Genomic DNA, 20,779 nt, shown 5'->3' with positions numbered 1-20,779 from the left:
TCGCCCGGCCAACGGGCACGAACGGAACCGCCCCCACCGATGGTTCCGCATATTGGGAAGGATAGTCATGCGACTGAACGACGTTTCGCGTCACGCTGCCCTGCGTGCGCTGTTTCTGCTGGGTGCCACTGCCATTGCTTCCCCTGCCCTGGCGCAAAATGCCCCGACCGCTGCTGCTGACGAAGGCGAAGACGACATCATCATCGTCACCGCTTCCAAGCAGGCCAAGACCCTGATCGACACGCCGATCGCCGTGTCGGTGGCCAGCAAGGCCACGCTGGAAGTCGCCCAGATCCGTGACGCCCTTGATCTGCAGACCCTGGTGCCGTCGTTGCGCGTGTCGCAGCTGCAGTCGTCGGCCAACACCAACTTCATCATCCGTGGTTTCGGCAACGGCGCCAACAACGCCGGCATCGAACCATCGGTGGGCGTGTTCATCGATGGCGTCTATCGCAGCCGGTCGGCCGCCCAGATCGGCGACCTGCCCAGCCTGGAGCGAGTGGAAGTGCTGCGCGGCCCGCAGTCGACCCTGTTTGGCAAGAACGCGTCGGCCGGCATCATCTCGGTGGTCACGGCCGAGCCCAAGTTTGATTTCGGCGGCGCCGCCGAACTGTCCTATGGTAACTACAACGCGGTTGTTGCCCGTGCCGAAGTCACTGGGCCGATCAGCGACACTGTCGCCTTCAGCCTGGCCGGCAACTACAACCGTCGTGATGGCTATGTTCGCAACGTCACGCTGAACCGCGATGACAACGAACGCAACCGTGGCGGCGTCCGCGGCCAGCTGCTGTTCAAGCCGTCGGACGATTTCAAGCTGCGGCTGATCGCCGATTACGACAGGATCGACGAAGTCTGCTGTTCGGTGGTGAACATTGTCGATGGCCCGACCGGCAATGCCGTGCGCGCGCTGGGCGGCCGACTGATTTCCAACCAGCCGCTGGCGCTGGAATCGGCCACCAACTTCGCGTCGGAAAACAAAATCGACAATTTCGGCGTCTCGGCTCAGGCTGATTACAAGGCCGGCCAGTTCGATCTGACCTTCATTGGCGCCTATCGCGGTGTGCGCTTGAACACCAATGCCGACAGCGATTTCACCAGCGCTGACATCATCGGCGCCAACCGCGGCCGCAACGCCATCAACACCTACACGGCGGAATTCCGGGTTGCCTCGAAGTTTGATGGCCCGATCAACTTCCTCGTGGGCGCCTTCTATTTCCACGAGAATATCGATGCCCAGGCGGCGCTGACCTTTGGCCGCGATTTCCGTGGTTATGCCAGCGCCCTTTCGGGCGGCGCCTACACCAATCTGGAGCCCACGCTGCGCGCGCTGCTGCCGGGCACCCCGGCGGGTGCCTTCGGTGGTCAGGGCCAGGGCCGGTTCGAGGATTATGACTACAAGAACCGCGCCATCTCGCTGTTCGGCACCGTGGATTGGGAACTGGCCGAAGGGCTGACGTTTACTGCGGGCGGCAACTACACCCGGGATACCAAGCGGGTGACCACCAACGTGGTGTCCACGGATGTGTTCTCCGGTCTTGATCTGGTGCGGGCTGGCGTGAATGCCGGCGTGCCGGCCACGGTTGCAGCCAATCCGCAGTTCAACCCGTTCCTGGGCCTGCGCGCCCTTCAGTTCCTGCCGCCGTTCCTGAACTTCCCCAACGCCGTGGAAGATGGCCGCACGTCTGACAGCGATTTCGCCTACACGCTGCGCCTGTCCTACAAGATGAACGAGAACCTGAACCTCTATGCAACCCATGCGACCGGGTTCAAGGCCAGCTCGTTCAACCTGTCGGCCGACTCGCGGCCGTTTGCCTCGCAGTTCATCCCTGGTTCGACGGCGCAGGTGCCGGCGCCGGCCGCATCGCCGATCCGCACGGCGCTGGGTGCCAATCTGCCGGTCAACCTCACCACCGGTTCGCGCTTTGCCAATCCTGAACATGCCACCGTTTATGAAATCGGCATCAAGGGCCAGTGGGAAGGCTTTGCCGTCAACATTGCTGCCTTCCGCCAGATTCTGAACGGGTTCCAGAGCAACGTGTTCTCGGGCACGGGCTTCATCCTCGCCAACGCCGACCAGCAGTCGGTTGACGGTCTGGAAATCGACAGCTCGATCTCGCCGACCCGGGACCTCCGCTTTACGGCCAGCCTGACCTATCTCAACGCCAGGTTCGACCGGTTCCCCGGCGGCGCGGCGCTGGTCAACGGCAGCTTCTCCACGGTGCCGCTGGATCTGTCTGGCCAGCGTGTTGCTGGCACGCCCGAATATGCGGCCTCGCTGGGCATTGATTACACCGCGCGGCTGAGCGATGCGGCCAAGCTGCTGTTCCATGCCGATTATCAGCACGAAAGCCCGACGCAGATCGCCCAGGGCACGGTGGCGCTGAAGCGCACGGTCGACAATCTGAACACCTCGGTGACGCTGGTGCTCGATAACAAGATCGACATCTCGCTTTGGGCCCGCAACCTGACCAACCAGGCGTGGATCACCACGATCTTCCCGGGTGTGGCACAGGCCGGCACGCTGTCGGGCTATCGCAATCAACCGCGCACCTTTGGCGGCCTGGTGCGCTGGCGCTTCTGATCGCACCACTGCGACCGGAATTGGGGGCGCGTCGTTATCGGCGCGCCCCTTTTTCTTGCAAATTTTGGTCTGGGCGGGCTTAAGGCGCGACGTGAATCCGTGGGAAATCCTGGCGGCGGGCTTTGGCCTGGCCAACATGCTGCTGCTGGCGCGGCGGTCGGTGTGGAACTATCCCGCCGGCATGATCATGGTGGCAATCCTGGCTGGGGTCTTTGTCGATGCCCGGCTTTATGCCGTCGCCGGTCTGCAGATCTTCTTTTTTTTGGCGCAGGCACAAGGGTTTGTCGCCTGGTTGCGGGCACCAGCCCACAATGGCGCAGTGGATGTTCGCAGGATGCCGCGCCGGGGTTGGCAGGCGGTGATCGGTGCCGGGATCGCAGCTTCGGCGCTGCTGGCCGTGTTGCTGCGGGAAACCGATGCGGCGGCACCAATTGCCGATGGCACCGTGGCAGGCTGGTCACTGGTGGCGCAATTGCTGACCAACGGGCGTTATCTCGAAAGCTGGCCGATCTGGGTGGGCGTCAATCTGCTGTCGATCGGGCTCTATGCCAGCCAGGCACTGTGGATCACGGCTGCGCTTTACGTGGCCTTTCTTGCCGTCGCGCTCTACAGCTGGCGCCGCTGGCAGACGGTGGCGGCCTGATCCCATGCTGCATGTCTGCTTCACCGGCGTGGAATCCACCGGCAAGTCCACATTGGCGGAACAGCTGAGCCAGGCGCTCGGCGGTGCCTTGATACCGGAATATGGGCGGGAATACGCCGAAACCATCGGCACCGATTTCACGCCTGATGCCCTGCGGATGATTGCCACCGAGCATCAACGCCGGCGGCAGGCCATTGTGGCGCGCCGCCCAGTATTGTTGATCGAGGATACCGATATCGTCACCACCGCCGCCTGGTTCCGCATGCTGCACCGGACACGCGATCCCATCCTGTCGGCCATGCCTGCCAACGCGGACCTGTATCTGCTGTTTGCCCCCGACACACCTTGGGTGGCCGATGGCACCCGCCAGTTCGTCGGCACCGAGCGGATGCGTTTCCAGCATGTGATCGAAAACGAGTTGGCGCTGCGCGGCATTGCGCCGGTGCTGATTTCGGGCAATTGGGCCCAGCGGCGCGCGCAGGCCGAAACCGCCATCCGCAGCGCGCTTGCCACCAGGGAGGCCTTGTCATGACCAGCATCCTGCTTACTGGCGCGTCGCGCGGCATTGGCGCTGCCGCCCATGCCGCCCTTGCTGGCGCGGGCTGCACCGTGATTGGCCAGTCCACCGCCGGCGGCAACGGCCTGATTGCCGCCGATTTTGCCCAGCCGCGTGCCACCGATGCATTGTGGGCGCAGGCGCTGGAACTGGCCAGTGGGCGTATCGATGTGCTGGTCAACAATGCCGGCGTGTTTGAAGCGGCTGATATCGAAGACGCCGATGGCTTTGCCGATGCGTGGGCGCGCAGCATGGCCATCAACCTGCAATCGGCCGCCGACCTGTGCCGTCATGCCGTGCTGCATTTTCAGCAGCATGGCGGTGGCCGCATCATCAACGTGGCCAGCCGCGCCGGCCATCGCGGTGATTCGCCGAAGCATTGGCATTATGCGGCGGCCAAGGGCGGCATGCTGGCCATGACCAAGAGCATTGCCCGCGCCTATGCCGGGCAGAATATCCTGGCCTTTTCGATCACACCCGGCTTCACCATGACGGGCATGGCGGAGGATTATCTGGCCAGCCGCGGCGGCGACAAATTGCTGGCCGATATCCCCCTCGGCCGGGTCGCCATGCCGGATGAGGTGGCCGAGACCATCCGCTGGCTGGCCATCACGGCGCCGGCCTCGCTCACCGGGGCGACCATCGATATCAATGGCGCATCCTATGTGCGCTGATGTGAGGAACTGAGATGCCGAACGTCACGGTTGTGGGCGCCCAGTGGGGCGATGAGGGCAAGGGCAAGATTGTCGATTGGCTGTCGGCGCGTGCCGATGTGGTGGTGCGGTTCCAGGGTGGGCACAATGCCGGCCACACGCTGGTGGTGGGCAACCAGACCTACAAATTGTCGCTGCTGCCTTCCGGCATCGTGCGCGGCACCCTGTCGGTGATCGGCAATGGCGTGGTGTTTGATCCCTGGCATTTCCGCGATGAAGTCGCCCGTATTGCCGGCATGGGTGTGTCGATCACGCCCGACAATTTGGCCGTGTCGGAATCGGCTCCGCTGATCCTGCCGCTGCACCGCGATCTGGATGCCCTCCGCGAGGATGCGATGGGGGCCGGCAAGATCGGCACCACCCGGCGCGGCATCGGCCCGGCTTATGAAGACAAAGTCGGCCGCCGCGCGCTGCGCGTGATCGATCTGGCGCATCTGGATGCGATCGAACCGCAGCTGGAGCGGCTGCTGGCCCACCATAATGCCCTGCGCGCCGGCTTTGGCGTGGCGCCGGTGGATGCGGCCGAGTTGAAGGCACAGCTGGCCGATGTGGCGCCGGCCGTGCTCCCCTACATCCAGCCCGTCTGGAAGCGGCTGCGCGATGCGCGCTGGCGGCGGGACCGCATATTGTTCGAGGGCGCGCAGGGCGTGCTGCTGGATGTTGATCATGGCACCTGGCCCTTTGTCACGTCGTCCAACGTTGTGGCCGGTCAGGCGGCCGCCGGTTCGGGCATGGGCCCGGATGCCACCGGCTATGTCCTCGGCATCGTCAAGGCCTATACCACGCGGGTCGGTTCCGGCCCCTTCCCCACCGAGCAGGACAATGCGGTGGGCGAGCGGCTGGGCACGCGCGGCCATGAATTTGGCACGGTGACGGGCCGCAAGCGCCGCTGTGGCTGGTTTGATGCCGTCCTGGTGCGCCAGGCCATCGCCGTGGGCGGCATCACCGGCATGGCGCTGACCAAGCTGGACGTGCTCGACGGGCTGGAGACGATCATGATCTGCACCGGCTATCGCCTCGATGGCCGGGAGTTGGATTATCTGCCCGCGCATCCCGCCGAACAGGCCCGGGTCGAGCCGGTCTATGAGGCGTTCGAAGGCTGGAGCGAATCGACGGCCGGTGCGCGCAGCTGGGCGCAACTGCCGGCGCAGGCGATCAAATATATCCGCCGCATCGAGGAATTGACCGAATGCCCGGTGGCACTGGTTTCGACCAGCCCCGAGCGCGACGATACCATCCTGGTGAAGGATCCGTTCCGCGATTGAGCGATGAGAACAGGTCAAGTACAAGCCTGTCATGTCGCTTGTCCCCCTGTTGCTTGCTGCCGCCACCAGCTTCAGTTGCATCGCCCCGACCCATCATGATGGGGACAATGTGCGCTGCACCAATGTGGAGGAGAGCATCCGGCTGCAGGGCATTGATGCGCCGGAGATGCCGGGCGCCTGCCGGCCAGGCCGGCAATGCACCCCGGGCGATCCCTATGCGGCGCGCGACCATCTGCGCGGGCTGACCCGGGGGCGGACCCTGACCTGTACGGCCGAAGATTACGACCGCTATGGCCGGGTGATCGCCCGCTGCAGCGTGGATGGCGTGGACTTGAGCTGTGCGATGATCGCATCGGGACTGGCGGTGCCGCGTTATGCCAACCTTGATTGCGGCAATGTTGCGGCGCCGTCTGAGCCGGAGGTGGCCCAACCCGCACCGCAACAGCCGATGGCCGAACCCGAGTGGCCGGTGATTGACCGGGTGGTGGTGCCCGATGATGCGCCGCCGGCCGCCATGCAATTTCCGGACTGGCCATGGCTGGCGGCAGGCTGGTTGGCGCTGATCAATCTCCTCACCTACATCATGTTCGCTATCGACAAGGCGCGGTCCCGCACGGCGCGGCTATGGCGGGTGCCGGAGCGCTGGCTGCACAGCCTGGCGGCGCTGGGTGGCAGCCCGGCGGCCTGGCTGGCCATCCATCGGCTGCGCCACAAGAGCGCCAAGGGCAGTTTCAAGCTGCCGCTGCTGTTGATCAGCGGCTTGCAGATTGGCGCGCTGGCGGGCGGCATCTGGTGGTGGCTCGATCCGCTCGCCAGGTGACGGAGACCGTCCGGCCGCGCGGCAATTGCAAAACGTCGGAAGTTGACGAAGTTGACACAATTTGCCAGTGCGACAATTGAAAACAGGCAATATTTCTCCATGCTGTCCGCATGGATCAATTGGAAATTTTACATTTTAGACAGAGCCACATGACGGAATGATGACAGGTTTGGCCGATGTAGGACAGGCCTGAAGAGCTGGATTGGGTGTTCCTGCTGGCTGTTGCTGCCCACATTGATCGCCTGCGTCGCTCAGGCCAACCGGGCAATTTGATTGGCGCTGCCGGCCGTGCGGGCTTATGGAACGGCCATGAGCACATATGATTTCGACCTTTTCGTGATTGGTGCTGGTTCGGGTGGGGTGCGGGCCAGCCGCATTGCCGCCGGCCATGGCGCGCGCGTGGCGGTGGCCGAGGAGTTTCGCGTTGGCGGCACCTGCGTGATCCGCGGCTGCGTGCCCAAGAAGCTGCTGGTCTATGGATCGCACTTCGCCGAGGATCTGGAGGATGCCGCGCGTTTCGGCTGGCAGATCAGCGGCAAGCGCTTTGACTGGGCGACGCTGCGCGACAATGTGGCGGCCGAGGTCGATCGGCTGAACGGCCTGTATCAGAACACGCTGGACAACAACAAGGTGACGACCCTTTTGGGCCAAGCCCGGCTGGTCGATGCCCACACGGTCGAAGTGGACGGAGAAGACGGCGTTCGGCGCCACACGGCCGGCACCATCCTGATCGCCAGCGGGGCGCGGCCGTTCATTCCCGATGTGCCGGGTGCCGAACTTGGCATCACGTCGAACGAGGTGTTCCATCTGCCCGAACTGCCGCGGCGAATGGTGATTGCCGGTGCCGGCTATATCGCCACCGAATTTGCCGGCGTGTTCCATGAACTGGGCAGCGATGTGACGCTGATCAATCGCAGCGACACCATCCTGCGCGGCTGGGAACCCGCGCTGGCCGATCGGCTGCTGACCATTTCCATGGCCAAGGGCATCAATTTCAAGCTGAACTGCCGGCTGGAACGCGTTGAAAAGACAGGTGACGGCCTGGTGCTGCACTTTGCCGATGGCAAGCGCATCGAAACCGATGTGCTGTTGTGGGCGCTGGGCCGGGTGCCCAACACCGAAGGGCTGGGCCTGGCCGAGGTGGGCGTGTCCCTAAACGACAAGGGCGCGATTGCGGTGGATGCGGACAGCCGCACCAGCGTTGCGAACATCTTTGCTGTGGGCGATGTGACCGATCGGGTGCAGTTGACGCCGGTGGCCATACGCGAGGGCCACAGCTTTGCCGACCGGCAGTTTGGCGGCAAGGTCTGGCATGTCGATTACCGCGCCATCCCTTCGGCCGTGTTCTCCAACCCGCCGCTGGGCAGCGTGGGGATGACCGAGGCCGAAGCCCGCAACGCTTATGGCCAGGTGAAGATCTACACTTCCGATTTCCGGCCGATGAAGAATGTGCTGGCCGGCCGCAACGAGCGCGCCCTGTACAAGCTGGTGGTCGATGCGGCGACCGACCGGGTGGTGGGTGCGCACATGATCGGGCCCGATGCGCCGGAAATCCTGCAGGCGGTCGCGATTGCCGTGAAGGCCGGGCTGACCAAGGCGCAGTTTGACGAGACGATGGCGCTGCACCCGACGATGAGCGAGGAACTGGTGCTGATGCGCTGAAGCGCGGCCAGCGCGCGTGCCGCGCGCGGACTCGCGCGAAGCCGGCAGGCGGGTTCTGGCAGGCCGGCGCCACGGCCTTGCCGGGGCAGAGGCTTGGCACAAGCCCGTTCGACGTCACGAACGCCCGCCCCTTCGAGCCCGTCCGTCGCCCTGCGGGCGCCACGTCCCCAAACAAGTATGGGGAGGATTGTTGCGCCCACGGGCAAAATGCCGCAAAGCACCACCGTCATGACGAAGAACTGGTCTCCCGACAGCTGGCGCGCCTGTGAAGCGCGGCAATTGCCCTCTTACCCCGATGCCGGGGCGCTCAAGGCCGTTGAGAGCGAGCTGCGGTCCTATCCGCCGCTTGTGTTTGCCGGCGAAGCCCGCGATCTGACGGCGCGTCTGGCCGATGTGGCGGCCGGCAATGCCTTCCTTCTGCAGGGTGGCGACTGCGCGGAAAGCTTTGCCGAATTCCATCCCAACACCATCCGCGACACCTTCCGTGTGCTGTTGCAGATGGCGGTGGTGATGACCTTTGCCAGCAAGATGCCGGTGGTGAAGGTGGGCCGCATGGCGGGCCAGTTTGCCAAGCCGCGCTCCGGCGATTTCGAGGAACAGGATGGCGTGTCGCTGCCCAGCTATCGCGGCGACAATGTCAACGATATCGCTTTCACGCCGGAAGCGCGCACGCCCGATCCGCAGCGCATGGTGCGCGGCTATCTGCAATCGGCAGCGACGCTGAACCTGCTGCGGGCCTTTGCCAGCGGTGGCTATGCCAATCTGCACCAGGTGCACAAATGGAACCTGGACTTTGCCGCGCGCAGCCCGTGGGCCGATCAATATGCCCAGCTGGCCGACCGGATCGGCGAAGCGCTTGATTTCATGGCGGCCATTGGCCTGTCCCCCGATACGGTGCCGCAGTTGAAGGGCACGAGTTTCTTCACCAGCCACGAGGCGCTGCTGCTGGGTTATGAAGAGGCGATGACCCGGCAGGACAGCCTGACCGGCGACTGGTATGACACGTCGGCCCATATGCTGTGGATTGGCGACCGCACCCGTTTTGCCGGTTCGGCGCATGTCGAATTCCTGCGCGGGGTGGGCAATCCGCTGGGCCTGAAGTGCGGGCCGTCGCTGGAGCCGGATGATCTCATCCGCCTGATCGACACGCTGAACCCGGGCAATGTGCCGGGCCGACTGACCCTGATCACCCGCTTTGGCCACGACAAGGTGGAGCAGCATCTGCCGCGCCTGATCCGCGCCGTGGCCCGCGAAGGCCGCCATGTGCTGTGGAGTTGTGACCCGATGCACGGCAACACGATCAAGGCCGCCGGTGGCCTGAAGACGCGGCCATTTGACCGTATCCTGATGGAAGTGAAGAGCTTTTTTGCGGTCCACCGCGCCGAGGGCAGCCATGCCGGTGGCATCCACCTGGAAATGACCGGGCAGGATGTGACCGAATGCACCGGCGGCGCCATTGCCATTTCGGATGAAGGCCTGGCCAGCCGCTATCAGACGCAGTGCGACCCGCGCCTGAACGCCAGCCAGAGCCTGGAAATGGCCTTCCTGATTGCCGAGGCGCTGAAGGCCGAACGCGAAGCGATTGCCAACAGCCGGGCCGCCTGAGCCAGTTTACACTATCGTGACATTTGTCGTGTACTGCTGTCGCCGCAGCAGGCGATGATGCATGGCAGCATTAACGGTTGAACAACCATGGTTATGCCTGCGGCTGTAAAGAGTAGCGTGGCATTAACCTTGTTGTTTTCTGTTTGGTCAACTTGCTTTCGAAATTTTTTCTTTGGTTTATTCGCGTTCATCAATTCCGGGTTGCGGCAGCGTGCCGTGTGGGGGGAACAGCCGGCCTTGCGTGCAAGGTCCGGCTCTTTTTTGTGGCGGCCCTGCCGAATCTGGCAATGGCCGCACCAGTGGCGAAGCCGCATGCAGGGCGGTGAAAGGATTTTGCCATGCCCTATCCCCTGCCCAATGCCAGCCATGATCTGACGGGCCAGCTTGCCATCATCACCGGCGCCTCGTCCGGATTGGGTGCCCGTTTTGCCCGCGTGCTGGCCGCCGCGGGCGCAACCGTGGCGGTTTGTGCCCGCCGGGTGGACCGTTTGGAGGCGCTGGTGGCTGACATCACGGCCGCCGGTGGCAAGGCCCGTGCCTTTGCCCTGGATGCCGCCGATCAGGCGCAATGCGTTGGCCTGGCCGAGCGGGTGGAGGCGGAACTCGGCCCGGTATCCATCCTGATCAACAATGCCGGCATTCCCGATGCGGCGCGGGCGCACAAGGTGAGCCTGGAGCTGTACAACCAGGTGATGGCGGTGAATGTGAATGCGCCCTGGCTGCTGTCCACCAGCCTGGCGGCGCGGCGGCTGGCCGATGGCGGGGCCTTGCGCATCGTCAACATGGCATCAATGGCGGCGTTTGAATATAATGGCCATGGCGCGGCGCTGTACAGCATGACCAAGGCCGCCGTGGTGCGGATGACCGAGGTGCTCAGCGTGGAGTGGGCGAAGTTCCCGATCAACGTGAACGCCATCGCGCCCGGCGCCTTTGCCAGCGAGATGATGGATGGGATGATGAGCCGCATGGGCGACATCACCCAACATTTCCGCCGCAAGCGGCTGGGCGATCCTGCGATGATGGATTCGACCCTGCTCTATCTGGTCAGCCCGGCCGGCGAAGCGGTGACTGGCACAATCATCAAGATTGACGACGGCCAGTCAAACCGCTGAGCCTTGGCCTTATTTGCCGGCGTCTTCCTGCGCCTTCAGCTTCCGGGCCTGGCTGCCGACATAGGCGCGCACGGCCTCCACCTGCGCCGGCGAGTACCAGCGGCTGAAGGCGATCATGCCATTGGCCTTCAGCGCGCCATCATGGACCACGGCCTTCCAGGCATCGGCATCGGTGAGCAGGCCGGAGCGCCGCAGATCGGGCAGTACGCCCGAGGCATGGGCATCCGGCCCATGGCAGAAGGCGCAATTGGCGGCATAGATGGCGGCGCCCTCGCTCACCTGGGCCGGGGTGAACATGTCGGCCGGCGGGTTGGCGGCGGCAAACACCGGTTCGGTCGCGCGGGGCAGCCGGGCCTTGCCGCCCAGCTTGAACACCAGCAGCCGGCCGTTGCGGGCTTCCCGCGGGTCTTCAAAGGCACTGGTCAGCGGGTAGGCGCCGCCATAGCCGACCATGATCGCCACATATTGCTGGCCCTTCACGGCATAGCTGATGGCCGGTGCGATGATCCCGGTTTGCGCCTTGAAGTTCCACAGCTTGGTGCCGGTGCTGGCGTTGAAGGCCTGGAAATCCCCGGCGCCATTGCCCTGGAACACCAGATTGCCGGCGGTTGCCAGCGTGCCGCCGTTCCACGGACCATCATAGGTGATTTCCCAGGCCGGCTTTTGGGCCACCGGATCCCAGGCGATCAGCTTGCCTTTCAGCGAGGCCTTGATCGCCTTGAACTGCGCCCGGTCATCGGGCACCGAGCCGGCATCGATGTTGATGCCAAGGTTCCACGCGCCTTCCCGCCGCTCGAACCCGGCCTGCGCCATGTACATCTGCGGGATTTCCTGCGCCGGCAGATAGACGAGCCCGGTGCGCGGGGAAAAGCTCATCGGATGCCAGTTGTGCGCGCCCAGCGGCGAGGGGAAGACCAGCGCGCCGGCGGTGCGGTAGCGCGCGTCGGGCACTTCGATCGGGCGGCCGGTCTTCAGATCAACGCCGGTTGCCCAGGTCTGCGTCGCAAAGCTCTTGGCCGACAGCAATTGGCCGTTGGCCCGGTCGATCACATAGAAGAAGCCATTCTTGGGTGCCTGCATCAGCACCTTGCGCGGGCGCCCGTCGATCATCAGCGTGGACAGCATGATCGGCTGGGTCGCGGTATAATCCCAGGTTTCGCCCGGCGTTGTCTGATAATGCCAGAGATATTCGCCGGTATCCGGCTTCAGCGCCAGGATGGAGGAGAGGAACAGATTGTCCCCCTTCCCGTCCGAACGGATCATGTGGTTCCAGGGCGAGCCGTTGCCGACCCCGATGTAGAGCTGGTCAAGCTCCTGATCATAGACGATGGCATCCCAGGCGGTGCCGCCGGCACCACCCTTCCAATATTCCCCGAACCAGGTCGGCGCCGCCTTGCCGGCGAGCACGCTGTCGGAGGCTTCGCCATCGGGGCCATTGGCCGGGTTGCCGGGAACGGTGAAGAAGCGCCACTTCTTCTTGCCGGTCATCGCGTCATAGGCGGTGACATAGCCACGCACGCCAAGCTCGCCGCCGCCGTTGCCGATCACCACCAGGCCCTTCATCACGCGCGGCGCGCCGGTGATGGTGTAGGGCTTGGCGGTGTCGACGAAGGTCTGGGTCGACCATTTCACCTTGCCGGTATCGGCATCCAGAGCGATCAGCCGGCCATCCAGCGCGGCGACGAACACCAGGCCGTTCCACACCGCCACGCCGCGATTGACGACATCGCAGCAGGCGCTGTGGCCGCGCGCCTTGTCCACCTTGGGGTCATAATGCCACTTCACCCGGCCGGTCACGGCATCAAGCGCCATGACATTCGACCAGCTGGTGGTGGTGTAGATGGTGCCATCCACCACGATCGGCGTGGCTTCCTGCCCGCGATTGGTGGGCAGATCGGCATACCAGGCGAGGCCCAGTTGGCCGATATTGGCGGAATTGATCTGATTCAGATCAGCAAAGCGCTGTTCGGCATAGGTGCCGCCGTGCGTCATCCAGTTGCCCGGTTCGCCGGCCGCATTGGCCAGCCGCTGGGCATCAACGCCGCGAACCCCGCTGCCGGGACCGCCCGAGACGGCCCCTGCCGCGGCCAACAGCCCAGCTGTCGCCAACAGGCAAAACGCCTTTGTCCGCCGCATCATTGCACCCTCCCCAGTGTGACTTTGATGTCAGACTATGGACCCGGTGGAACGATGCAAGCTTGATTTAGTCGCAGGCTTACTTGCCGGATCCCGAGGTCTGGCCGGCGGCAGGCTTGGTCGTGCCATTCGCCGCCGGGGCGTTTTGCGCCTGTTCCTGCTTGGACTTGGCGGCAGCGGTGGTCTGGGCCTTTTGCTTGGCCTGCTGCAGATAGACAAGATCGGCATGGCGCTGGGCCAGGGCCGGGGCAGCAGCCACAGCAGCAATGGCAAGCACGGCGGCGGCAAGACGAAGGGTCATCGGAATGATCCAATCCAGTGATTGTTACTGGAGGGTAATGTTGCACTTTTTGCGGCAAATTTCAAGGTGGCCAAGGATGAAATATCGCCAACTCGGCCCAGCTCGCCTATTTTGTACTTTTTTGCATTAAAAATCCGGTGAATTCGCCGAATCAGGAACATTACACCCCTGTCATGAAGGCAAAGGCAGGCTGTTGATCCAGGCATTGAAGGCAACCACCACGCCGGCCACCATCATCAGCACGGCCTTGGTGCGATTGCCGCCGGGTTGGCGCAGCAGCCACAGGCCGCCCAGCACCAGCGCCAGCGCCGCCACCAGCGCGAGGCCGGTGACGGGCGTGATCTCGGCCGGCATCAGGCCAGCACGCGGGCGATGGCCGCCTGCCATTGCGCCCGGCGCAGGCCGCGGGCGGCGGCATCGATGGCGGGGTGGAAGCTGCGATCGGCGGCGGCCATGGCGGCGGCGGCGCTTTCCAGATCGGCAAACAGGCCGGCGCCCACGCCGGCCAGCATGGCAGCGCCCATGGCGGTGGTTTCAATGACGCGCGGCCGTTCCACCACCAGGCCCAGGCTGTCGGCCAGATCCTGGCACAGCCAGTTGTTGGCCACCATGCCGCCATCCACGCGCAGGCGGGCTGCGGCAACGCCATCGGCGGCGAGCGCATCGACCAGATCGGCGGTCTGCTGGCCTTGCGCCTCCAGTGCGGCGCGCACGATATGGGCGCGGGTGGTGCCGCCCGACAGGCCGCAGATCAGGCCGCGCGCATCCGGGTTCCAATAGGGCGCGCCGAGGCCGGCCAGCGCGGGCACGAAGCTGACGCCGCCATTGTCGGCCACGCTTTGGGCCAGGCTTTCGGATTCGGCGCTGCTGGCAATGATGCCCAGCCCGTCGCGCAGCCATTGCACCGCCGATCCGGCGACGAAGATCGCGCCTTCCAGCGCATAGGCCGGCTTGCCGCCCAGCCGCCATGCGACGGTGGAGAGCAGCCGGTTGCGCGAGACCGGCGCGGTGGGACCGGCATGGGCGAGCAGGAAGCAGCCGGTGCCATAGGTGGCCTTCAGCGCGCCGGCGGTGAGGCAGCCCTGGCCAATCGCGGCGGCTTGCTGATCGCCGGCTGCGCCGGTGATCGGCACCGGGCGGCCGAGCAGGCCGGTGTGGGCGAGCGTGCCGGCGCAATCGGTGATGGCCGGCAAGGCCGCCGCCGGCACGCCGAACAGGGCAATCAGGTCTGCATCCCATTCGCAGCTGGCCAGATCCATCAACAGGGTGCGGCTGGCGTTGGTGGCATCGGTGACATGCGCCGTGCCGCCGCTCAATTTCCAGATCAGCCAGCTTTCGACCGTGCCCACGGCCAGGCGGCCATCCCGGGCGGCGTCGGCAACCATCGGCCAATTGTCCAGCGCCCAGCGGATCTTGGTGGCGGAGAAATAGGGATCGAGCAGCAGGCCGGTCTTGGCCTGCACCCGCGGTTCGAGGCCGGGATCGGCGGCCTTCAATTGGGCACAATAATCAGCGGTACGGCGATCCTGCCAGACGATGGCGTGGCTCAGCGGCTCTCCGGTGGTGCGATCCCAGAAGCAGATGGTTTCGCGCTGGTTGGTGATGCCGATGGCAGCAATGCGATCGATGCCGACCGTGGTAGCCACCTCCTCGAGGCAGGCCTTTGACAGGTCCCAGATCTCGCCTGCGTCATGCTCCACCCAGCCGCTGGCGGGATAATGTTGCGTCATCGGGCGGCCCGCGCTGGCGATGATGTCGCCGCTGCCCGAAAAGGCAATCGCACGGGTGGAGGTGGTGCCCGCATCGAGCACGAGGATGAGCTGATCTGTCATGTCGCCTTTTCTAGGACCAGAAAGGCCGTTAGGGAAGGCGCGTGAGCGATATCAACACCCTCTTCGATCTGGCCATCATTGGCGGTGGCATCAATGGCGCCGGCATTGCCCGCGATGCCGCCGGGCGCGGCTTTTCGGTGGCGGTGATCGATGCCGGCGATGTGGGTGGCGCCACCTCTTCGGCTTCCACCAAGCTGATCCATGGTGGCCTGCGCTATCTGGAATATTATGCCTTTGGGCTGGTGCGAAAGGCGCTGGCGGAGCGGGAGGTGCTGCTCGACATCGCGCCGCACATAACGTGGCCACAGCCATTCGTGCTGCCGCACGCGCCGGGCATGCGCCCCGAATGGCTGCTACGGCTGGGCACCTTCCTTTATGACAATCTGGCCCGGCGCGAAGTGGTGCCGGGATCAGCGAAGATCGATCTGCGCAGCGAGCGCGCCGGCCGCGCGCTGGCCAGCGATTATCGCAGCGCCATGCGATATTGGGATGGCTGGGTGGATGATGCCCGGCTGGTGGTGGAAAATCTGAAGGATGCGCGCGAACGCGGCGCGCTGGTGCTGCCGCGCACGCCGGTGGCCCGTGCCGCCCGCGTCGGCGATGTCTGGGAAATCACGCTGGCCGATGGCCGCCAGATCCGCGCCCTGCGCCTGATCAACGCGGCCGGGCCGTGGGCGGAGGATGTGGCGCGGCGGGTGATGGGCCTGAATGATGCGCCGCCGCTGCGGCTGGTGCAGGGCAGCCATATCGTGACGCGGCGGGTGCACCTGGGCCGCGATGCCTTCATGCTGCAGCAGCCCGATGGCCGCATCATCTTCATCATCCCCTATGAGCGGGATTATTCGTTGATCGGCACCACCGAAGGCGATGTGCAGCGGCCCGAAGATGCGGCGGTGAGCGATGCCGAGGTGGACTATCTGTTGGCGGCTGCCAACCGTTACCTGGCGCGGCCGTTGACTCCGGATGATGTGGTACACCGCTTCGTCGGCGTGCGGCCGCTGATCCTGGAAACCGGCAAGGGCGACAAGGAAACCACCCGCGATTACCGGCTGGTCGAACATGCCGGGCTGGACGCGATGACCGTGGTCGGCGGCAAGATCACCACCTATCGCATGCTGGCCGAGGATGTGATGGCGCGGATTGCGCCCAAATCGAAACCCTGGACCGGCAGTGCCCCCCTGCCCGGCGGTGCCATCGAACGGGCGCGCGGCGAGCATGGCCAGGCCGCCTTCAAGCGCTGGCTGGAGACGTTGCAGCGGCGTGAGGCCAATTTTGATCCCAAGCTGATCAAGCGGCTGGCGACCACCATTGGCGCCCCGGCCGAGGCGCTGCTGGCCGGCGGGCTGGGCCGCAACCTGGGCGGCGTGTTCGAGGCCGAGCTGGACTATTTCCGCAGCCAGGAATGGGCGCAATCAAGCGCCGATGTGCTGTGGCGGCGCACCAAGCTAGGCCTGCATCTGGATGCCGCCGCGCAGGCCGAGGTGGCGCGCTGGTTTGGCGAGGAGCCGGTGGCGGCGACGGAAATTCCGACCGGGCATCGCTTTGCCCGGCCCGGCGCCATGTGATCAGGCGGGCGCGGCCTGCACGGCGCGGCGATAGAGATGCCAAGTGGCGTGGCCGAGCACCGGCAGCACCACGAGCAGGCCAAGGAACAGCGGCAGCATGGCCACGAACAGGCCAGCGGCGATCAGCACCGCCCAGGCCAGCATGACGGTGCGATTGGCCCTGACGACGGCAAAGCTGGTGATGATGGCGCTGAGGAAATCGACATCGCGGTCCACCAGCATCGGCAGGCTGATCACGGTGGCGGCATAGAAGGCCAGCGCGATGATGCTGCCAACGCCGCCGCCGACCAGCAGCATGATGGCGCCCGACGGGGTGAGCAGAAAGGCCAGCGATTCGGATTTGGCGCCGGATTCGGCCAGCGCGACGGCGAAGATGCCGTGGGCAATCATCAGCCAGAAGCCGAAGGCGACGAACAGCACCACGCCCACCGCCAGCAACTGCTGATCGCCATGGCCCTTGAGCGCGCCGAGCACCGGCGGCCAGCGCAAGGGCAGGCCACGTTCCCGCCGCCGGCTCACCTCGTAAAGGCCGACGGCGCAGAAAGGCGCCAGCAGCGGAAAGCCGGCCGCCGCCGGGATCAGGGAGAATAGATCGCCGCGCCCGGCCATCACCCAGGCGAGCGCCAACCCGACCAGCACATAGACCGCGGCAAAGCCCAGCCCGAACTGGGGTTGGGCGCGATAATCCTGCCAGCCGGCGGCCAGTGCTGATTTCAGATCGGCAAGGCCCAGATCATGCGCCACCTGGCGGCGCAAGGCCTGGGTGGTGCCGGCACCGGGATTGGCAATGGCCATTGGCCTGTCCCCCCAAAGGGCGCCCTTTACGGGCGTCGATTGCGGGCATGGTGGCCCGGCAGACCGAGGTCGGCAACTCCGTATCAGCGCGGAGGCGGTGCCTGTCCCCGGCGCTTGCCGTCGCGCCAGATTGACCAGCCCAATCCGGCAAAGATCAGCAGGAACACGGCAAACAGCCGGTGGTCGGCCGACGGATCATAGGGGTGTGCCCGCTCCCACGCCGCCTGCTGGTCGATCGCGGCCAGGGCGGCGGCGCGGTTGATGATGATCCGGCCCGCCATGTCGCGGATCTCGAGCGGCAGGCGATAGCCGCTGGCAGTCTCGACAAAGGATATGCGCACCGCATCGGGCAATGCCGCCGCCTGGGTGCCGGCGGGCGGACAGGCGGTTGCAGCGACGCACGAAAAGCGCAGCCGTTTGCCGGTGAGCAAATAAAGGTCAAAGCCGGGAAAGCTGAAACGTCCGCCGCCGCGACCGGGGTAGCGCTCGGTCTGCCAATTGGCATGGCCGGTCAGCTGGCGCGGCGGGGAGGTGCGTGCGGTTTGGTCAAAGGCGGCAATGTCGGCACTGAGCCGGCGATTCTCGGGGATGCCCAGCAGCGGGGCGAACAGGATGAACAGCATCAGCGCCGCGATGACGGCCACGACGGCCCAGACGAGCCGCGCGCCGAGGCGTCCAAGCGATGCCTCGAGCCCGGCCCTGGGTTGGTCTGCCGGCGCGCCGTTGTCCATCAGGCATGACCGGCTTCGGCAAGACAGGCGGCCATCACCTCGGGATCGATGTTTCCGCCCGACAGGATGGCGATCACCGTCTTGCCCTTCACGTCGACCTTACCGGCCAGCAGTGCAGCGAGGGTGACGCTGCCGCCAGGCTCCACCACCAGCTTCAGCTCGCGGAAGGCGAAGGCGACGGCGCGGGCAACCTCGGCCTCGCTCACCGACACGCCGGTGGCGCCATGGTGGGTGAGTGTGGCGAAGGTGATTTCGGCCATGCGCAGGGTCTGCAGCGCGTCGCAGCGGGTGGGGCCGGGGTTTTCCACCGGCAGGATGCGGCCGGCGGCCAGGCTGCGGCAGACATCATCATAGCCTTCGGGCTCGACGATCACGGTGGGCAACTGGCTGCCGGCGGCGAACCCGCCCGAAAGGCCGCCGCCGCCACAGCAGGTGAGCGCCAGATCGGCGGTTTCGCCCCTGGCGGCAAGATCGGTGACCGCCTCCAGCCCGGCGGTGCCCTGCCCGGCGATGATCAGCGGATCGGCGAACGGCGGCACGATCAGCGCGCCCTTGGCTTCGGCAATGCCGGCGGCGATGGTTTCGCGGGCTTCGGTCAGCCGGTCATAGAAGACAATCTCGGCGCCATCGGCGCGGGTGCGCTCCACCTTCAGTTTGGGCGCATCGCTGGGCATCACGATGGTGGCCGGCATGCCCAGCAATCGGGCGGCGCGCGCCACGCCCTGGGCATGATTGCCGGAGGAGTAGGCGACCACGCCGCCGGCCCGCGCCTCGGCCGGAATCGCCAGCAGGCGGTTCATGGCGCCGCGGAACTTGAAGCTGCCGGTGTGCTGCAGATTCTCGGGCTTCAGCCAGATGCGGCCGCCGCACAGGGCATCAAGCGCCGGCGAATTCAACAGCGGGGTGCGCACCGGCCAAATGCCCAGCCGGGCTGCGGCAATTTCGACATCGGCGAGCGTGACGGGGGAAGTCATTGAAAAACGGCCTTTTCAGTTGCAGCGACACCCTGGGGCAAGCCCTTGAAAGGGCAACGCAAAAGCGCATTTTTCGCTGTAACAAAAAATCGCTTTACACGGCCGTCATGCTTTCATAACAAACGCGGCGCTGCCCCATGGGACTTCCACCGCAAGGCAGCTTTGGTGTCAATGCCGGCGATCGACCGGGCGGGGTTTCGGCCTCATCCGTTCAAGCGCGCAGCAGCGACATGCTTTGCCCACCCGGAGGTCCCTTGAGTTGCTCAAGCACCATAACGCGCTGGGGGTAGCGCTGTCTCTGCGTCCGACGCAGCCAGCCACCCTTGTTCGCCCGCACGCCGCACGCCGCGCTGCCCGTTTCTTCATGTCGAAGTTTCCGGGCACGTCGATGTATGCCGTGAAGGCCAATCCCTCGCCCGATCTGATCCGCACCCTGTGGGATGCGGGGCTGACGCATTTTGACGTCGCCTCCATCGCTGAGGTGCGGCTGGTGCGCGACGTGGCGCCCAACGCCACCTTGTGCTTCATGCACCCGGTGAAGGCGCCCGAAGCCATCGCCGAGGCCTATCACACCCACGGCGTGCGCGTGTTCAGCCTCGATTCGATCGAGGAGCTTGACAAGATCGTGGCGGCGACCGCGCGTGATGGCGTGGCGGCGACCGATCTCACCTTGTGCGTGCGGCTGCGGGTGTCGTCCTCCCACTCGAAACTGTCCCTCGCCTCCAAGTTCGGCGTGCCGGCCGATGAAGCCGCGCCCGTGCTGATGGCCGCCCGCCAGGTCGCCGATGCGCTGGGCATCTGCTTTCATGTCGGCAGCCAGGCGATGAGCCCCCAGGCCTATGGCGATGCCCTCGCCCAGGTGCGTGCGGCCATCGTGGCGGCGGGTGTGACCGTTGACATCGTGGATGTCGGCGGCGGCTTCCCGTCCGTCTATCCGGGCATGGAGCCGGGCCGGCTGGAAGCCTATTTCGAGGTCATCCACCGCGGTTTCGAAGCGCTGCCGATTTCCTATTCCGCCGAGCTGTGGTGCGAACCCGGCCGGGCACTGTGCGCCGAATATTCGTCGGTGCTGGTGCGGGTGGAAGCGCGCAAGGGCGATGTACTCTACATCAACGATGGTGCCTATGGCGCCCTGTTCGATGCCGCGCATATTGATTGGCGGTTCCCGGTGACGCTGGTGCGCGAAGAGGCATCGCGGGCCAAGCCCATGGAGTTCAGCTTCTGGGGCCCGACCTGCGATGACATGGACTATATGCGCGGTCCCTTCGCCCTGCCGGCCGACATCGCGGCTGGCGACTATATAGAGATCGGCATGCTGGGCGCCTATGGCGCGGCCATGCGCACCGGGTTCAACGGCTTCACCGCCGGCGAGACGGTGATGGTTTCGGATGAACCGATGGACACGCTCTACGCTGTCACGGAAGAGTCGCCGGACAAGATTATCCAGCTGCGCCAACACTGAGTCTTCAGGCCCCCGCAGCGCTTGCG

The 20,779-nt window shown here is 65.3% G+C and carries 18 protein-coding genes; 11 read left to right on the top strand and 7 right to left on the bottom strand.

Going from position 1 to position 20,779, the window contains the following annotated elements; all coding sequences use genetic code 11:
* Positions 1-67 precede the first annotated feature (67 nt).
* The 9 genes from CHU93_RS08430 (at position 68) to CHU93_RS08390 (ending at position 10,957) form a co-directional block, all read left to right on the top strand.
* A complete protein-coding gene (locus CHU93_RS08430) occupies positions 68-2,581 on the top strand; it encodes a TonB-dependent receptor (protein ID WP_094473649.1) in 2,514 nt (837 codons plus the stop codon).
* A gap of 91 nt (positions 2,582-2,672) precedes the next feature.
* Positions 2,673-3,224, top strand: a complete 552-nt coding sequence (pnuC, locus tag CHU93_RS08425) for a nicotinamide riboside transporter PnuC (protein ID WP_094473648.1) — start codon at positions 2,673-2,675, stop codon at positions 3,222-3,224.
* Positions 3,225-3,228: 4 nt separating this feature from the next.
* Positions 3,229-3,756 carry an AAA family ATPase gene (locus tag CHU93_RS08420; RefSeq protein WP_094473647.1) on the top strand — a complete coding sequence of 176 codons (528 nt, stop codon included), beginning with the start codon at positions 3,229-3,231 and terminating at the stop codon, positions 3,754-3,756.
* Positions 3,753-4,454 carry an SDR family NAD(P)-dependent oxidoreductase gene (locus CHU93_RS08415; RefSeq protein WP_094473646.1) on the top strand — a complete coding sequence of 234 codons (702 nt, stop codon included), beginning with the start codon at positions 3,753-3,755 and terminating at the stop codon, positions 4,452-4,454. The genes CHU93_RS08420 and CHU93_RS08415 overlap by 4 nt, the downstream gene beginning before the upstream one ends.
* A 14-nt stretch (positions 4,455-4,468) precedes the next feature.
* Positions 4,469-5,758, top strand: a complete 1,290-nt coding sequence (locus CHU93_RS08410; RefSeq protein ID WP_094473645.1) for an adenylosuccinate synthase — start codon at positions 4,469-4,471, stop codon at positions 5,756-5,758.
* 31 nt (positions 5,759-5,789) lie between these two features.
* Positions 5,790-6,578: a DUF1294 domain-containing protein gene (locus CHU93_RS08405; RefSeq protein WP_094473644.1), complete on the top strand. Its 789-nt coding sequence runs from the start codon at positions 5,790-5,792 to the stop codon at positions 6,576-6,578.
* Positions 6,579-6,887: 309 nt separating this feature from the next.
* A complete protein-coding gene (gor, locus tag CHU93_RS08400) occupies positions 6,888-8,240 on the top strand; it encodes a glutathione-disulfide reductase (RefSeq protein WP_094473643.1) in 1,353 nt (450 codons plus the stop codon).
* A 228-nt stretch (positions 8,241-8,468) separates the two neighbouring features.
* Positions 8,469-9,845: a class II 3-deoxy-7-phosphoheptulonate synthase gene (locus CHU93_RS08395; protein ID WP_094473671.1), complete on the top strand. Its 1,377-nt coding sequence runs from the start codon at positions 8,469-8,471 to the stop codon at positions 9,843-9,845.
* A gap of 338 nt (positions 9,846-10,183) precedes the next feature.
* On the top strand, positions 10,184-10,957 hold the full coding sequence (locus CHU93_RS08390; RefSeq protein ID WP_094473642.1) for an SDR family NAD(P)-dependent oxidoreductase: 774 nt from the start codon (positions 10,184-10,186) through the stop codon (positions 10,955-10,957).
* A 9-nt stretch (positions 10,958-10,966) separates the two neighbouring features.
* On the opposite strand, the gene CHU93_RS08385 is transcribed toward CHU93_RS08390, so the two are convergent.
* The 4 genes from CHU93_RS08385 to glpK form a co-directional block, all read right to left on the bottom strand.
* The gene (locus tag CHU93_RS08385) at positions 10,967-13,096 is read right to left on the bottom strand and encodes a PQQ-dependent dehydrogenase, methanol/ethanol family (protein WP_094473641.1); all 2,130 of its coding nucleotides are present in this window, start codon (positions 13,094-13,096) and stop codon (positions 10,967-10,969) included.
* A gap of 76 nt (positions 13,097-13,172) precedes the next feature.
* Positions 13,173-13,394, bottom strand: a complete 222-nt coding sequence (locus CHU93_RS08380; RefSeq protein WP_094473640.1) for a hypothetical protein — start codon at positions 13,392-13,394, stop codon at positions 13,173-13,175.
* A 171-nt stretch (positions 13,395-13,565) separates the two neighbouring features.
* A complete protein-coding gene (locus CHU93_RS08375) occupies positions 13,566-13,748 on the bottom strand; it encodes a hypothetical protein (protein WP_133064356.1) in 183 nt (60 codons plus the stop codon).
* Complete coding sequence (gene glpK / locus CHU93_RS08370) at positions 13,748-15,226, bottom strand: glycerol kinase GlpK (RefSeq protein ID WP_094473638.1); 1,479 nt, start codon at positions 15,224-15,226, stop codon at positions 13,748-13,750. The genes CHU93_RS08375 and glpK overlap by 1 nt, the downstream gene beginning before the upstream one ends.
* A gap of 41 nt (positions 15,227-15,267) precedes the next feature.
* On the opposite strand from glpK, the gene glpD reads away from it, so the two are divergent.
* Positions 15,268-16,791 carry a glycerol-3-phosphate dehydrogenase gene (gene glpD / locus CHU93_RS08365; protein WP_094473637.1) on the top strand — a complete coding sequence of 508 codons (1,524 nt, stop codon included), beginning with the start codon at positions 15,268-15,270 and terminating at the stop codon, positions 16,789-16,791.
* Here glpD and CHU93_RS08360 read toward each other — a convergent pair whose 3' ends face one another.
* From CHU93_RS08360 to CHU93_RS08350, 3 genes are all read right to left on the bottom strand, one after another.
* A complete protein-coding gene (locus tag CHU93_RS08360) occupies positions 16,792-17,586 on the bottom strand; it encodes a DUF2189 domain-containing protein (protein WP_094473636.1) in 795 nt (264 codons plus the stop codon).
* A gap of 83 nt (positions 17,587-17,669) precedes the next feature.
* Positions 17,670-18,317: a hypothetical protein gene (locus tag CHU93_RS08355; RefSeq protein WP_094473635.1), complete on the bottom strand. Its 648-nt coding sequence runs from the start codon at positions 18,315-18,317 to the stop codon at positions 17,670-17,672.
* A complete protein-coding gene (locus CHU93_RS08350; RefSeq protein WP_094473634.1) occupies positions 18,317-19,291 on the bottom strand; it encodes a threonine ammonia-lyase in 975 nt (324 codons plus the stop codon). The genes CHU93_RS08355 and CHU93_RS08350 overlap by 1 nt, the downstream gene beginning before the upstream one ends.
* Before the next feature lie 259 nt (positions 19,292-19,550).
* Between CHU93_RS08350 and CHU93_RS08345 the strand changes: the two genes are divergently transcribed.
* On the top strand, positions 19,551-20,753 hold the full coding sequence (locus CHU93_RS08345) for a type III PLP-dependent enzyme (protein WP_094473633.1): 1,203 nt from the start codon (positions 19,551-19,553) through the stop codon (positions 20,751-20,753).
* Positions 20,754-20,779 lie beyond the last annotated feature (26 nt).

Origin of the sequence: Sandarakinorhabdus cyanobacteriorum, from assembly GCF_002251755.1 — a bacterium.
In the GTDB taxonomy this organism is placed as follows: domain Bacteria; phylum Pseudomonadota; class Alphaproteobacteria; order Sphingomonadales; family Sphingomonadaceae; genus Sandarakinorhabdus; species Sandarakinorhabdus cyanobacteriorum.
Note: the sequence above shows the minus strand (reverse complement) of the source record. Positions and strands in the feature narration are given on the sequence as shown.